Source organism: Acinetobacter sp. 226-1 (genome assembly GCF_030329325.1).
Classification (GTDB): domain Bacteria; phylum Pseudomonadota; class Gammaproteobacteria; order Pseudomonadales; family Moraxellaceae; genus Acinetobacter; species Acinetobacter sichuanensis.
In genome coordinates, this window is the sequence record NZ_JACANU010000009.1 from 72,165 (window position 1) to 86,264 (window position 14,100).

9 protein-coding genes and 5 pseudogenes are annotated in these 14,100 nt (G+C 37.6%); 8 read left to right on the forward strand and 6 right to left on the reverse strand.

Features of this window, described 5'->3' with window-relative positions; genetic code table 11:
- Window positions 1–49: 49 nt before the first annotated feature.
- From HX124_RS13500 to HX124_RS13510, 3 genes are all read left to right on the forward strand, one after another.
- Window positions 50–688, forward strand: coding sequence for a glutathione S-transferase family protein (locus tag HX124_RS13500; protein WP_286383509.1), 639 nt, complete (start codon window positions 50–52; stop codon window positions 686–688).
- A 137-nt stretch (window positions 689–825) separates the two neighbouring features.
- A complete protein-coding gene (locus tag HX124_RS13505; protein ID WP_286383510.1) occupies window positions 826–2,106 on the forward strand; it encodes a 3-deoxy-D-manno-octulosonic acid transferase in 1,281 nt (426 codons plus the stop codon).
- Window positions 2,107–2,192: 86 nt separating this feature from the next.
- A complete protein-coding gene (locus HX124_RS13510; protein ID WP_286383511.1) occupies window positions 2,193–2,906 on the forward strand; it encodes a 16S rRNA (uracil(1498)-N(3))-methyltransferase in 714 nt (237 codons plus the stop codon).
- Here the strand turns inward: HX124_RS13510 and HX124_RS13515 are convergent.
- Window positions 2,880–3,863 carry a mechanosensitive ion channel family protein gene (locus tag HX124_RS13515; protein ID WP_286378136.1) on the reverse strand — a complete coding sequence of 328 codons (984 nt, stop codon included), beginning with the start codon at window positions 3,861–3,863 and terminating at the stop codon, window positions 2,880–2,882. The two genes, HX124_RS13510 and HX124_RS13515, sit on opposite strands and share 27 nt — an antisense overlap.
- 532 nt (window positions 3,864–4,395) lie before the next feature.
- Between HX124_RS13515 and acs the strand changes: the two genes are divergently transcribed.
- Window positions 4,396–6,345, forward strand: a complete 1,950-nt coding sequence (gene acs / locus HX124_RS13520) for an acetate--CoA ligase (protein WP_286378135.1) — start codon at window positions 4,396–4,398, stop codon at window positions 6,343–6,345.
- Between the two features lie 66 nt (window positions 6,346–6,411).
- On the opposite strand, the gene HX124_RS13525 is transcribed toward acs, so the two are convergent.
- Window positions 6,412–6,987: a hypothetical protein gene (locus tag HX124_RS13525; protein ID WP_286383512.1), complete on the reverse strand. Its 576-nt coding sequence runs from the start codon at window positions 6,985–6,987 to the stop codon at window positions 6,412–6,414.
- 188 nt (window positions 6,988–7,175) lie between these two features.
- On the opposite strand from HX124_RS13525, the gene HX124_RS13530 reads away from it, so the two are divergent.
- Entirely contained in the window at window positions 7,176–8,360 is a 1,185-nt protein-coding gene (locus tag HX124_RS13530) for an acyl-CoA dehydrogenase family protein (RefSeq protein WP_286383513.1), read from the forward strand.
- Window positions 8,361–8,972: 612 nt separating this feature from the next.
- Here HX124_RS13530 and HX124_RS13535 read toward each other — a convergent pair.
- The 3 pseudogenes from HX124_RS13535 to HX124_RS13545 form a co-directional block, all read right to left on the reverse strand.
- Window positions 8,973–9,095 (reverse strand): annotated as a pseudogene (locus HX124_RS13535) (VF530 family DNA-binding protein); the annotation flags it as partial.
- Window positions 9,096–9,208: 113 nt separating this feature from the next.
- Window positions 9,209–9,343 (reverse strand): annotated as a pseudogene (locus HX124_RS13540) (IS3 family transposase); the annotation flags it as partial.
- Between the two features lie 120 nt (window positions 9,344–9,463).
- Window positions 9,464–10,555, reverse strand: a pseudogene (locus HX124_RS13545) (IS4-like element ISAba33 family transposase).
- Window positions 10,556–10,938: 383 nt separating this feature from the next.
- Between HX124_RS13545 and HX124_RS13550 the strand changes: the two are divergent.
- A complete protein-coding gene (locus HX124_RS13550) occupies window positions 10,939–12,558 on the forward strand; it encodes an oleate hydratase (protein WP_004883953.1) in 1,620 nt (539 codons plus the stop codon).
- Window positions 12,559–12,978: 420 nt separating this feature from the next.
- On the opposite strand, the pseudogene HX124_RS13555 reads toward HX124_RS13550, so the two are convergent.
- Window positions 12,979–13,098 (reverse strand): annotated as a pseudogene (locus tag HX124_RS13555) (IS4-like element ISAba33 family transposase); the annotation flags it as partial.
- Between HX124_RS13555 and HX124_RS13560 the strand changes: the two are divergent.
- Both HX124_RS13560 and HX124_RS13565 read left to right on the forward strand, forming a co-directional pair.
- Window positions 13,081–13,542, forward strand: a complete 462-nt coding sequence (locus tag HX124_RS13560; RefSeq protein WP_286383514.1) for a hypothetical protein — start codon at window positions 13,081–13,083, stop codon at window positions 13,540–13,542. The pseudogene HX124_RS13555 and the gene HX124_RS13560 sit on opposite strands and share 18 nt — an antisense overlap.
- 212 nt (window positions 13,543–13,754) lie before the next feature.
- Window positions 13,755–14,082, forward strand: a pseudogene (locus HX124_RS13565) (DDE-type integrase/transposase/recombinase); the annotation flags it as partial.
- Window positions 14,083–14,100: the final 18 nt, after the last annotated feature.

Consider the following 14,100-nt stretch of genomic DNA (forward strand, 5'->3'; position numbering starts at 1 on the left):
CTCTTTTTATTTGTGTCAAAATATAAATAACAATACACAGGAAAATAAGATGGATTTATACATTGGTAATAAAAATTACTCAACTTGGTCGATGCGAGCGTGGCTAGTACTGCAACATTTTCAGATCCCATTTACTGAACACTTAGTGCCGTATGATGACTTTTTGCCTGAACAAAATTTCAAACAAACCTTAGCTAAAATTACACCTGTAGGTAAAGTTCCTGTTTTAAAACATCAGGATTTGATTGTTTGGGATTCATTGGCAATTTGTGAGTATTTGGCAGAGCTTTTTCCTGAGCGTCATTTATGGGCACAAGATATAAAAACACGTGCTTATGCACGAGCAGTTTGTGCAGAAATGCATAGTGGTTTTATGGCTTTACGTAGTTTATGTCCGATGAATATCACCCAAGATTTTACTCAACTTGGACAACAACTTTTTCATGAAAATGCAGACTTACAAGCAGATATAAAACGTATTGAGGAAATTTGGTCGAAACGTGAATATCCAAAAGGCTTTTTATGTGGCAATGAATTTACAATTGTTGATGCATTTTATGCACCTGTTGTTATGCGTTTTAAAAGTTATGGGCTACCTGTCAGTGAAAATAGTCAAAATTATATGCAAACTATTTTGAATGTTGGTGCTGTGAAAGCGTGGATTGAGGCTGCACAACAAGAAAGTTGAAGCTTAATGATTTAATCAATGCATGATTTAAAAACTTATGCTTTAAAACTTGATGCAATTCTCTACACGATTGTTGATTAACAAGCTGTGATCGCTCTGTTATATTTGCCGACTGATCCCAATATGAGAATTTTTGATTGGCTACTCCTTTTTGGTATAACGCAGCACTTGCAATCGTCAAACCTTTGTATCAGTGGCGAATTAAAAAACGTGCTACCGATCTAGCACAGTACCAACAAGAGTGTTTGGAACGTTTTGGTCCTTTTCAGCCTGTTAAAAATCGGCAAGCGATTTGGTTTCATGCAGTTTCGGTGGGTGAAACCAATGCCGCTCAACCACTGATTGAGCATTATTTTAAAAATGGACATGCTGTTTTAGTGACAAATACCACTAAAACAGGACAAGCACGCGCTAAGTCATTATTTTTAAAGCCGCCTTTTGAGGCTTTATTTCAAGCCGTGTATTTACCTGCTGACCAAAAAGATTTAGTTGCTGAATTTTATCAAAAATACCAACCTAAACTTTTAGCGTTGGTTGAAACAGAGTTATGGCCAAATTTAATCGATCAAGCTAAAAATTTCCAAGTCCCTTGTATTTTAATTAATGCCAGACTTTCAGAAAAATCAGCGAAAGCATATGCCAAAGTTCCAAGTTTAACGCGTCCAATGTTGCAAAAATTAGATCATTTGTTGGCGCAAGATTTAGCTACACAGCAAAGATTTATTGAATTGGGTTTAGCAAAACAAAGTGTAAATGTTGTGGGAAGTATTAAATTTGATATTTCTGCACCATTGCTACATCTACAACATGCTCAAGAACTGATCTGTGAATGGCAATTGAAGCAACGTAAAATTATTACACTTGCCAGTACACATGCACCTGAAGAACAGAATTTGTTAAGCACTTTGATGCCTTATTTAAAACAACGACCAGAGTTGTTGTGTATTGTTGTTCCACGTCATCCTGAGCGTTTTGATGATGTATTTACGATCACAAAAAATTTGAATTTAAATACGCAACGTCGAAGTCTAAGTGAAAAAATTCAACCCGATACACAGGTTTATTTGGCAGACAGTATGGGCGAATTATGGTTGTGGTATGCTTTAAGCCAAACTTGTTTTGTTGGTGGTTCTTTAAATGAGCCGGGCGGTGGGCATAATATTTTAGAGCCAATGGCGTTAAATGTACCCACGATCATTGGAAAAAATTATTTTAACTTTCAAAGTATTGTTGATGAGTTTTTACAAGCAGATGCTGTCAAAGTTGGGCAAAATGCTGAACAAGTTGTACAGCTATTATTACAATGTATTGATGAACCAGAATTTGCTCAACAATTGAGTCAACATGCAGCAACTGTGATGCAGAAAAATATGGGTTCTTTACAAAAGCATTTGGCAGTGATTGATCATTATTTATAAGTCGATGATTTATAAATCTAGATTTATAAATGAATCTGCTAAATATGCGTTCACTATTTTGATTGTATGAATGAATTAACCATTTTATGAATATCGTTTTATTAGACCCAAGACAAACTCAGTCAGAATTATGGTCAATCACAGCTCAAAGACAAATTGAACATTTACATACACATCTTGCTGTTCAAGTCGGAGACTCCTTAAAAATAGGTATTCGTGGTGGAAAACGTTATTTAACACAAATTGTTGAAATTTCTGAAAATATCATTAAAGTTAAACCACTTAAAGAAGATCATATTCCTGAAAAATTACCTGTAACTTTAATTGTGGCATTACCACGACCAAAAGTATTACGCCGTTTAATTATGGATGCAGTCACTTTAGGGGTAGAGCGACTGATTTTGATTCATAGCTATCGAGTGGATAAAAGTTATTGGCAAACCCCATTTTTACAACAGCTTGATCATTATGTGACTTTGGGCTTAGAACAGGCGGGTGACACCATTGCGCCAAAAATTGAGTTATATAAACGCTTTAAGCCTTTTGTTGAAGATGTTTTACCGACCTTCATCACAAAACAAACGCCTGCTTTTGTAGCACATCCTTATACCGAAGCAAAAATGCCTTTTGCGATTGAGCATCCATGCACAGTGATTATTGGTCCTGAAGGTGGTTTTATTCCCTATGAAATTGATTTACTTATAAAAAATGGCTGCCAAGCTGTAAGCTTAGGCAACCGAATTATTCGAACAGAAACGGTAATTCCTTATGTCTTAGGTCGTTTGTTTAGCACGACCTGAGTTTTCTTCTGGATCTGTTTCACCACGATAAACTTTCACTTCCTGTACTGGATAAGGAATTGAAATATTATGTTCGGCAAAGGATTCGATAACTTCTTCTTGTACTTGGCTAATAGAAGCTGAAGTACTGGTTTCAGAGGTATTAACCCACCATTGCACTTTAAGATTAATCGAAAAATCTGCAAGTGCTGTGACATTTACACTAAAAGAAGGTTGACTGAGAATAGTTTGATCACGATCTAAAATTTTTAAAATAATATCTTTGGCTGCCTGAACATTATCTTCATAACCAATCCCCACAACAAACTCACAACGACGACGTGGATAGGCTGTATTGACAGTTACTGCGCTGGTATAAACTGTTGCATTTGGGATCACAATACGACGACCATCAGGTGAGCGCAGGAAAGTTGCACGAATTTGAATATCCTCAACCGTACCTTCCATATTATTGACAATAATATCATCACCAATTTTAAATGGTTCACCCAGTAAAATGAGAATCCCCGATAGCATATTTTGGAAAATATCTTTAAAAGCAAAACCAATTGCAACCGAACCAATTCCGAGGGCACTCATCAGTTGACCTGGAGTAAAACCAGGAATAGCAATGACCATTGCAATGAGGAAGCCAAAGAAAATAATAAAAGTACTACCAACACGATTTAGAACTAAGACCAAGTTTTGTCGTGTATATGAACGATTTTCTAAAGTTTTACGGACAAAAAGTTTAAATATTTTTGATAATACCCAGAAAATCAGCAGAACGACTAAGGCGATACATAAATAGGGGACGCGTTCCCAAAAACCATCGACAAATTTATCAATCGTACTATAAGCATCATTGTATTTTGCAGTGTGCTCAATCACTGTTTTTGCAGTTTTTTCACTTGCATTGTGTAAAAGTTGAGTGGTGTCTTGGGCGACTTCACTGAGCGTAGGTGTATCTTCAGCCACGATAAAATCCAATTAAAAGTTAAGTTATTTTGTTTTAAAGTTCGACAAAATAAACTAAATCAAGCATAGCTTTGACCATGAGTCAAACTACAGTTGTGTTTCGTTAAAATATGCAGCACTTTGTTGAATCATGTCATGAAGAGTAGCCAAAGCTTTACTTTTCCATGATTCAACGATATTAATCATCAGTGATGATCGGTTCACATTTTGTGTATTTATACAAATGCTAAAAATTTAAAAGATAATGAAATATTATCCTTTAAAATAAAATTCGGTAAAAATGTAATAATTTGAAAAATACACACATGTTATTGAATAAATTATAAGATCAAAAAAGAGCATTAATACTGATTTTTTGGATGTTTTTGCAAATGATTTGTATAAATCTGATGGATAAAGTGAATCCCACGTCTACGACCAAAGCACAATTGTGATGAGAAATGCGCTATCGTAATACTGATTGTATGCAAGGAATAAAATCAAGAACGTAAGCATAACTCTCGAGACGAGATGACAAACTAGGAAGTAGAATATGAAAGAAATATATCCTGTACCAGAACAATTTGTAAAAACAGCAAGAACCAATGAACAGCAGTATTTCGAGCGTTATCAACAGTCAGTAGATCATCCCAACGAGTTTTGGGCTGAAGCAGCAAAAAAACTGGACTGGATGAAGCCTTTTACCAAGGTCAAAGATACTAGCTATGATCCTGAAAATTTTAAAATCGAATGGTTTGCAGATGGCGAACTAAATGTCAGTGCTAATTGTTTGGATCGTCATTTAAAAGAGCATCCGCTTAAACCTGCCATTATCTGGGAAGGTGATCATCCTTCACGGCATAAAATTATTTCTTTTGAAGAATTACATGATGAGGTCTGCCGCTTTGCCAATGTTTTAAAGAAAAATGGCATTCGTAAAGGCGATCGTGTTGTGCTGTATATGCCTATGATTCCTGAAGCGGCGATTGCTATGCTGGCATGTACCCGTATTGGTGCGGTGCATTGTGTGGTCTTTGGTGGTTTCTCACCAGATTCGTTGGCAAGCCGAATCGATGACAGTCAGGCGAAATTGGTGATCACAGCGGATCAGGGCATGCGTGGTGGTAAAACCATTCCACTCAAGGAAAATGTCGATGCAGCACTCAAATTAGAGGGTACATCCTCAGTACAAAATACGATTGTGGTGCATCGTACTGGGCATCCAATTGAGATGAAAGAAGGTCGTGATCTGTGGTATCACATGGAAATCATGACGGTCACTGATATTTGCCCACCTGAACCCATGAATGCAGAAGATCCATTATTTATTCTGTATACCTCAGGTTCGACAGGAAAACCAAAAGGGGTGTTGCATACCACTGGTGGATACCTGACCTATGCCAATCTGACTTTCCGTGAAGTATTTGATATTAAACAAAATGATGTGTTTTGGTGTACGGCAGATATAGGCTGGATTACAGGGCATTCCTATGTGCTTTATGGACCATTGTCCAATGGTACCACTACAGTCATGTCAGAAGGGATTCCACAATATCCAACATGGGCACGGACAGGGCATATTGTCGATAAACATAATATTACCATTCTTTATACTGCACCAACTGCAATTCGCGCCATGATGCGTGAGGGGGATGCTTTTGTCCGTGAAAGTGACCGCAGTAGTTTACGTTTATTGGGTACTGTAGGCGAGCCAATCAATCCTGAAGCATGGAACTGGTACTACACTGTTGTAGGTGAAAGCCGTTGCCCGATTGTGGATACATGGTGGCAGACTGAAACAGGGGGGATTTTAATTTCACCTTTACCAGGTGCTACAGCTGTTAAACCTGGTTCAGCAACACGTCCATTGTTTGGGGTGCAACCTGCTTTAGTGGATGCCGAAGGAAATGAAATTGAGGGTGAGGCAGAAGGGAATTTAATTATCAAAGATTCCTGGCCGGGTCAGATGCGAACCATTTGGGGTGATCCTGAGCGTTTTATTGAAGCGTATTTCTCGACTTATCCTGGCAGCTACTTTACGGGGGATGGCGCGCGCCGTGACAAAGACGGCTACTATTGGATCACAGGACGTGTCGATGATGTGCTGAATGTTTCAGGACATCGCTTAGGAACGGCTGAAATTGAAAGTGCCTTGGTTGCACATGAGCTGGTTGCAGAAGCTGCTGTGGTTGGTATGCCACATGACATTAAAGGGCAAGGTGTTGCAGCCTATGTCACCTTACAGGCAGGCGCTCAGGAGACTGAGGAATTGCGTAAAGAATTGGTGAGTTGGGTTCGTAAAGTGATGGGACCTGTGGCAACTCCCGATGCGATTTATTGGGCACCTTCATTACCGAAAACCCGTTCAGGAAAAATCATGCGTCGCATTTTGCGTAAGATTGCAGCCAATGAACTGGATAGTTTAGGTGATACTTCAACCTTGGCTGATCCAGCCGTGGTGGATCAGTTGATTGAAGAAGTAAAATCACAACATGCTTCATAACAATTGAAAATAAAAAAATGCCGCCCAATGAGGGCGGTATTTTTTATCGTGAAGTCTGATCGTGGTTTATACCCTGAGCAATAAACGGCGCATTTTTTTACTCACTTCGGTGCGTGCATGTTGCGTTAAAAAATGTCTGGGAATATGCAACAAATAGATAAAATGTCCTGCAACATGACGATCTCGAATTTTAGCCTGAATATAATCATAAATTGAAACAAAGGCAGGACGATGAAATGCCCAAAGCAATTGACCTTTATAATCAATACAATAATAAGCCTCTTGTGGCCAGTTTAGTTGATGTTTACGTTTGATCAGGCATGATGGACAAAAGACAACGCCTTTATCTTTTATCAGATGAGGGACAGAGTTATTCAAACCTTTATGGCATTCCAAAAAAATATCAAGTTCTGGATTGGAGTTTAAGGCAGGATAAAAAATGACACAAAATTTATGGGTATAGGTATAAGAGTCATACACAGTGGTCGTTTCAAAAGCGGGATGAGTCTCAAAAAATATTCGGTCTTGTTTTTTTTCAACATGAAAGACAGATGCAAATTGAAATAGTGCTTCTTTGTGGCATACAGGGCATACGATACTGATTTCTTTGGGAGCACTGAACCATTGATAAGAATAAGTCATTATTATTGTCCAAAATGGTTTTTATGGGCTGAGTATAGTGATAAAAACGTATGAATACTGATATTTTTTGATGAAAAAAGTTTTTCGTTTTGAGCTGAATTTATTTTTAAAGATAAGGACAGCATTTATTCAGATAACCAAACAAAACCAGCTTTGCTAAGCTAAAAATAATATAAATATAGGTAATCATGATGAATGCACCACAACAAAACTTGAATTTATCAGCTTTGGATTTGGCAAAAAAGCTCGCTGAAGAATTTGCAAAAACGGCTGCTGAACGAGATAAAGTTGGAGGCAATCCAAAAGTTGAGCGTGATTTGATTCGTCAAAGTGGCTTGTTGGGGCTATCTATTCCTCAGCAATATGGCGGACAAGGTGCAGATTGGAAAACCATTTTCCAAACCATTCAAACCATTGCTCAAGTGGATAGTTCTATAGCACATGTTTATGGTTTCCATCATTTACTGATTGCCACAGTTCAGTTGTTTTCACAGCCTGAGCAATATGCAAAATGGTTTGAACAGACTGCGAGTGAAAATCTGTTTTGGGGCAATACTTTAAACCCTTTAGATCAACGCACGACAGCACAACAAATTTCTGAAAATGAATTTATTTTTCATGGAGATAAAAGCTTTTGCTCAGGTTCAATGGATTCTGATATTTTACTGTGTTCAGGTTTTAATGAGGCTGGAAAATTATTGATTGGTGTCATTCCAACAGCACGTGAAGGTGTGAGCTTTTTAGGTGACTGGAACAATATGGGGCAGCGCCAAACGGATAGCGGAACAAGTCATTTTGAACAAGTCAAAATTTCTAAAGATGAGCTGTTATTAAATCCAGGACCACTCAGTACGCCGTATTCGAGTTTACGTCCTTTGATTGCACAATTGATTTTTGTGCATTTATTTTTAGGTGTGGCTGAAGGTGCTTTTGATGTTGCCAAAGAAGCGGTACAAAGCCAAAAAGCATGGTCAAAGTCTTTGGCTGAAAATGCGGTAAATGATCCATTTACCCAAAAGCATTTTGCTGAGTTTTATGTGCAGCTTGAGGGTGTGCGTTTATTGGCAAATAAAGCAGTTGAAAAACTACAAGAAGCTTGGGACATTGGTGAAATTTTGAATGTGGAACAGCGTGGTGAAGTGTCTATTGCGATTGCTACTGCAAAAATTGCTGCGACCAATACGTCGTTATTTGTGACGCAAAATATTTTCCAAGTGATGGGGGCAAGAGCCACGACTGCCAAACTGAATTTAGATCGTTTTTGGCGCAATGTGCGTACCCAGACCTTACATGACCCGATTGATTATAAATATCAAGAAGTCGGAGAATGGGTGTTAACAGATAAAGTGCCTGATCCGAGTTTTTATTCTTAGCTTTTTGAGATTGTTAGAAATTTCATATGCATGCTCTTTTTGACCAAGTTTTACGTGTGTTTTCACATAGCCTTCAAGCTAAATGCCCTGCAATGACACACATATTTTTGTCATGAATTGAACACTTTTGTACCATCTGCGACATTGAACTGATGTAATAACTTTAAAACGTTCCATAAGACACTCCTTAACTCTAGTTCTATGCCTAGGTCTTAATTGTGAGTGTCGTTTAATTAGGGGTTAATACACTTATTGATGATATATTTGATAAAACTTATTATAAATCAACAATAAAAAAGCCCCCATCTTTCGATGAGGGCTTCTTGAATCTGGAGCGGGAAAGGAGACTCGAACTCCCGACCCCAACCTTGGCAAGAGTCACCGACATAAAATACACTAAATTACATAATTGGTATGTTAATAAACTCTATATATAACAGTTATATAGAGTTTTAATTTTGTGTGACGTAATTTAAGGTGGGGTAGGGTACTTTGATTTTTGGTCACTAATTTATTGTGATAATCAACAATAATAACCAACATTCATATGCTTAATCTAAGAGTGTTTTACTGACTGGTATAATTTTATGATGAGAGGAGTGTTGCCTGAGGCTACGGTTTCTGTTTGGCCTTTTGGCGTAAGACGTACAAATATAAGCTTTCTACTTTTTCACGTGTCCATGGTGTGGTACGCAAGAATCGTAATGATGATTTAACACTTGGGTCTATGCAAAAACTGAACCGTACCGGGTTTGTCGGAGACTTTTTTATTTAAGTTAGGCCACCTGACCTAACGGGTTAATCTTATAATCGTACATTGCTTCAAGCTCAAAAGACGATACATAACTCAGCGCATCAAGCACCATATCTGTATTCTTACGTGTTGATACTTTCCAGCCAACAATTGCACATGAAAAAACATCAATAATAAATGTGGTTTAGACCCAATCTGAATGAGTTTTAATATATGTGAAGTCAGCGACCTGAGATACCGTCTTGGTAGTCAATCAGGTTTTGAGATTATTCGGCTAATAAATAATCTCTTTGATAGGCAGTCTGATGTTTTAAAACGCTATAACACAGATCTCTGTACACGACAAATTTCATAGGATCCTTGTCCTATCAGGCTTTTTCTTTCTTAAAATTGCTAGCACTTTCTTAAATTCTTCTTTTTTTCCAAAACCAATCAAACGTAGAATAGCCATTTGAACATAGTCCAAACCGTAGCGAAATAAACTTACTGAAAGTCGTCCATGCTTCTTTATTTTTATCGCTTTTTTCCGATCATGTTGCCATTCACCTGTTAAATAGCACCAACAGAAACCGATAGCTAGCACTGCTATCAATTTCTTGACTCGTCTAGGGTCTGTTAAACGAGTATTTTCAAGATTGAATCCACGTCCTTTGAGACAACTAAATAACGTTTCGATTTCCCAGCGTAATGCATAATCACGAATAGCAGAAGCATTAAACATAGGAGAAACAACAAGTAAAAGTTCTCCATCTTCTAATCGTAGCGCACTAATATACAGTTTCACTCGACCAACCCAAATACGTCGTTTACGACATTCAGTTTGACCAACTTGAAGATGACGAAATAAATCACTAATTTTATGATTCTTGGCTAAGTGATTGGTCACAATAAAGTTTTTTTAACACGTATACAGAAGTTAATGTCATTTTCAATTAACCATGTAAACCATTTCTCACCGATAAATTCTCTGTCTGCAAACACATTCACAATACGATCTTTACCAAAAATGGAGATAAAGCGTTGAATCAAAGCAATACGCTCTTTTGTATCTGAATTTCCACGTTTATTGAGCAATGTCCAAACAATAGGTATCGCTATTCCACGATAGACGATGGCTAACATCAAGATATTAATATCTCGTTTTCCCCATTTCCAATTAGTTCTATCCAAAGTTAATTGGACTTTATCGAATGAAAATATATTGAAAATTAACTGAGAAATTTGACGATAATCGAAATACTGATCTGCAAAGAAGCGTTGTATACGTCGATAAAATGATTGTGGTAAGCACTTGATGGGTAAGGCTTTAGATGCAGAAGAAAGATTACATGTCTGTTTTTACAATTAATGCAAGCATAATCAGTGTAAAACATTTTGCATGTGACTTGTTCCACTTTAGATATTTGTTTAAGATGAGATGTAACTCATTGAAATGTGTTATCATATTCGTCGTCAGAAAACAAGTATTATGCGATTATTTCAATGAGTTATCTTTTTTTGTCGTGTACAAAGATATTTTTTAATGATAAATAAAAAGCCTATTTTTAAAGAAATTTAGCATACGGCATAGTGAAAACAACAATAGAGCAATTACTCAACAATAAACATTAACATCAATTATTTAGATCATATTCAATTTTAATAAAAAGACAAATGTGTATTAAAAATAGCCATCATACGTCTATTTTTGATTACAAAATATAATGAGGGGATTGCTTCCCATTTCATACATTTTTCATATATAAAAAGACATACTATTTTTAAGGTTTTTCTAAACCAATTTTTTTACTTCATAATTTTTAACATCATAATTAAAGGTGAACCATGCAAAATAAGAAGCGCACCCCATTAGACGCGCAACAGTCCCATCTTTGGATTATTGGTGGTGGTATCGCAGGTATGGCCGCTGCTGCATTTGCAATCCGTGATGCCAAAGTCCCTGCCAAAAATATCCATATTTTAGAAGAACTCGATATTTCAGGTGGTTCGATGGATGGTGGACATACACCGCATGCCGCGCAAGCTTGGGTAACACGTGGTGGGCGAATGCTGACCGATGAAACTTATTTGTGCCTATGGGACTTATTTTCCAGTATTCCATCTTTGGAAAATCCAGACATTTCGGTGCGTGAAGAATGTCGTGAGTTTAATGAAAAAGTGAAAACCCACGCCAATGCACGGTTGATTGATGCCGAACATGTCATTGCGGATGCAGCAAAGCTTGGTCTGAATACGCTACATCGTGCACAGATGCTGCGCCTATTAGCTTCAAAAGAAGAAAAAATTGGCAGTCGCCGCATTGATGAGTTTTTTGATGAAACCTTTTTTGAAACCAATTTCTGGCGCATGTGGCGCACGACTTTCGCTTTTCAAAAATGGCACAGTGCAGCAGAGTTAAGACGCTATTTCTTGCGTTTTATTCAAGAATTGCCACGCATTCATACCTTAGCGGGTGTGAAACGTACCAAGTACAACCAATATGACTCGATGATTCTGCCCCTACAGCGTTGGTTAGTCGCACAAGGCGTCGATGTGCGTTTTGGACACTATGTCACAGATGCAGACTTCATTACCAATGCTGAAACTCAAGAACGCTACGCTTCACGCCTATATGTACAATTGCCTGAAGGCTCAGAGCAAATTAATCTGAAAGCCAATGATTTAGCTATTTTCACTTTAGGCTCTATTACAGCAGACTCACGTTATGGCGGTAATCATGACGTGCCTGCCCTTATTCGTCATCGAGAAGATCATGGCTGGACGCTTTGGGAAACGCTGGCACAAAAAGCCCCAGACTTTGGCCGTCCAATGACTTTTTATGGCAATGTCGATGAACATAAGTGGGAGTCTTTCACTCTGACCATGAAAGATGACGTGCTACTTAAACGTATTATTGACTATACAGGCAATGAACCAGGCACAGGCGCACTCATGACTTGGTATGAGTCGGGTTGGCATTTATCCATCGTGGTTCCTGCACAGCCACACTTTGCCGACTTACCTGAAGGTTTATATACCTTATGGGGCTACGGTTTCCAAATTGACCATATAGGCGATTACATCAAAAAACCAATGTCCGAAGCCACGGGGCAAGAAATCCTAACAGAACTGATTAAACAGCTCGGTTTTGACGACATTTTAGATCATGTTTTGGCAACGACTGATGTTACTACCGCCATGATGCCATACGCCTCTGCCCTATTCGCCTGCCGTAAACCGGGGGATCGTCCACAGGTAATTCCACAAGGCTCACAAAACTTTGCTTTCCTTGGACAGTTTGTGGAAATTGAAGATGACGTGGTCTTTACTGTGGAATATTCAGTTCGTGGGGCGATGCTTGCCATTTATGAATTTTTTGGGGTGGAACGTGAAATCCCTGAAATTTACAACGGTCTACTTGATCCCAAAGTGGGTTTAAAAGCTTTAGAAACAGTGTTCCACTAAGTTTTTAATATATAGCGATAAGAGCACCTTTATGTCGCCACTATTACATAGTTTAATTTAAGCAACGTTTGGATACACGAGTGTGGCAGGGATGCCACACGTTATCCATCATAATAGGGATGTTATGTATGGGTAACAAAGGCTTTTGCTTTCTTTTGGCTTATCAAAAGTAAGGGTATTGCCTACACAAACACCTTTTATACTTTATTGAAAGTTGAGGCCGTGTACGCACCTAATTTTAAATTGGATAAAAAGAAAAATTAGATAAAACTTTATACCTCATTCGTAAATAAATTGACTAATCAACATAGGAAAAACATCTCCACGTTTTAAATAATACTCCGAAACTGACTAAGTGCTTTTCTATCTTTTTCTCATGATTTTAGATTTCATAAAAATTACCTCTGTACACGACAAATTTCATAGGATCCTTGTCCTATCAGGCTTTTTCTTTCTTAAAATTGCTAGCACTTTCTTAAATTCTTCTTTTTTTCCAAAACCAATCAAACGTAGAATAGCCATTTGAACATAGTCCAAACCGTTTTGTATTTATCTTTTAGCTTATCCAATTTTGCACATGCAAATAATGAACAAGTTCGAAAAGTAGATTTAATAAAAAATATTTATAAAATTGAATTGAGTTCACTAAGCCGAACCGATACGTTAAAAGCTAATGCAACCCCCGAGTTTAGAAAAATACTTAATACAAGAGATTCGATCCATTCTAAATTTGGTGGAGAGTATTGTGATTGGGTGCGTTATGTTTATATCCCAGGTAATGATAGTGATACAAAATATAGTGGGATGAAATTTACAGTTCTTAGTAATGGTCTTGTAAGAGCACAAGGTAAAAATTTTGGTGAAAAATTTCATCGTGATTTTAAAGTAAAGTGTGATGTTAAATCATGTAAAGTTGATGATGTTTACGACCCAGAGAGTTATAAGATTGAAATGCAACAGCTAGCTAAAAAACCATATTGTTAATTTCATATTTGCATGAAATTTTGACACAAATATTTCATACATGAAAAAGCCCGTATTTCCAAGCTTTCCAAATGGCACTGTTGCAAATAACCACTAATGGTAAGCTGAATGCTCTTTTAGCTAAAGGTGCAGCATATGAATCTCTTCCATGATTGGCATTTTCAGGGTGAGATCATCCTTTGGGTTGTGCGTTGGTATTGTAAATATGGCAGAAGAAGTGGCAAATTCCAAAAGTGATCAATACGGATAAAGCACCCACATATGGACGTGCTTTATCACCGTTAAAATGGGAAGGAAAATGTCCATCAGACCTTGAGCACAGGCAGATTAAGTACAAAAATAACGTGATTGAATGTGATCATGGCAAGCTAAAGCGGATCATCAGGGTCACCTTAGGATTCAAATCTATGAAGACGGCTTATGCCACAATTAAAAGGTATTGAAGTCATGCGTGCACTACGTAAAGGACAAGCTTCGTCATTTTATTATGGTCAGCCTCAGGGTGAAGTGTATCTAGTGGATAGGTTTTTCGGTCTCTAAGCACTTTTTAAAGGGAAC

Excerpts from the sequence above, each read along its gene's own strand:
- HX124_RS13500 (WP_286383509.1), top strand. The coding sequence starts at position 50 with ATGGATTTATACATTGGTAATAAAAATTACTCAACTTGGTCGATGCGA.
- HX124_RS13510 (WP_286383511.1), top strand. The coding sequence starts at position 2,193 with ATGAATATCGTTTTATTAGACCCAAGACAAACTCAGTCAGAATTATGG.
- acs (WP_286378135.1), top strand. The coding sequence starts at position 4,396 with ATGAAAGAAATATATCCTGTACCAGAACAATTTGTAAAAACAGCAAGA.
- HX124_RS13525 (WP_286383512.1), bottom strand. The coding sequence starts at position 6,987 with ATGACTTATTCTTATCAATGGTTCAGTGCTCCCAAAGAAATCAGTATC.
- HX124_RS13530 (WP_286383513.1), top strand. The coding sequence starts at position 7,176 with ATGATGAATGCACCACAACAAAACTTGAATTTATCAGCTTTGGATTTG.
- HX124_RS13550 (WP_004883953.1), top strand. The coding sequence starts at position 10,939 with ATGCAAAATAAGAAGCGCACCCCATTAGACGCGCAACAGTCCCATCTT.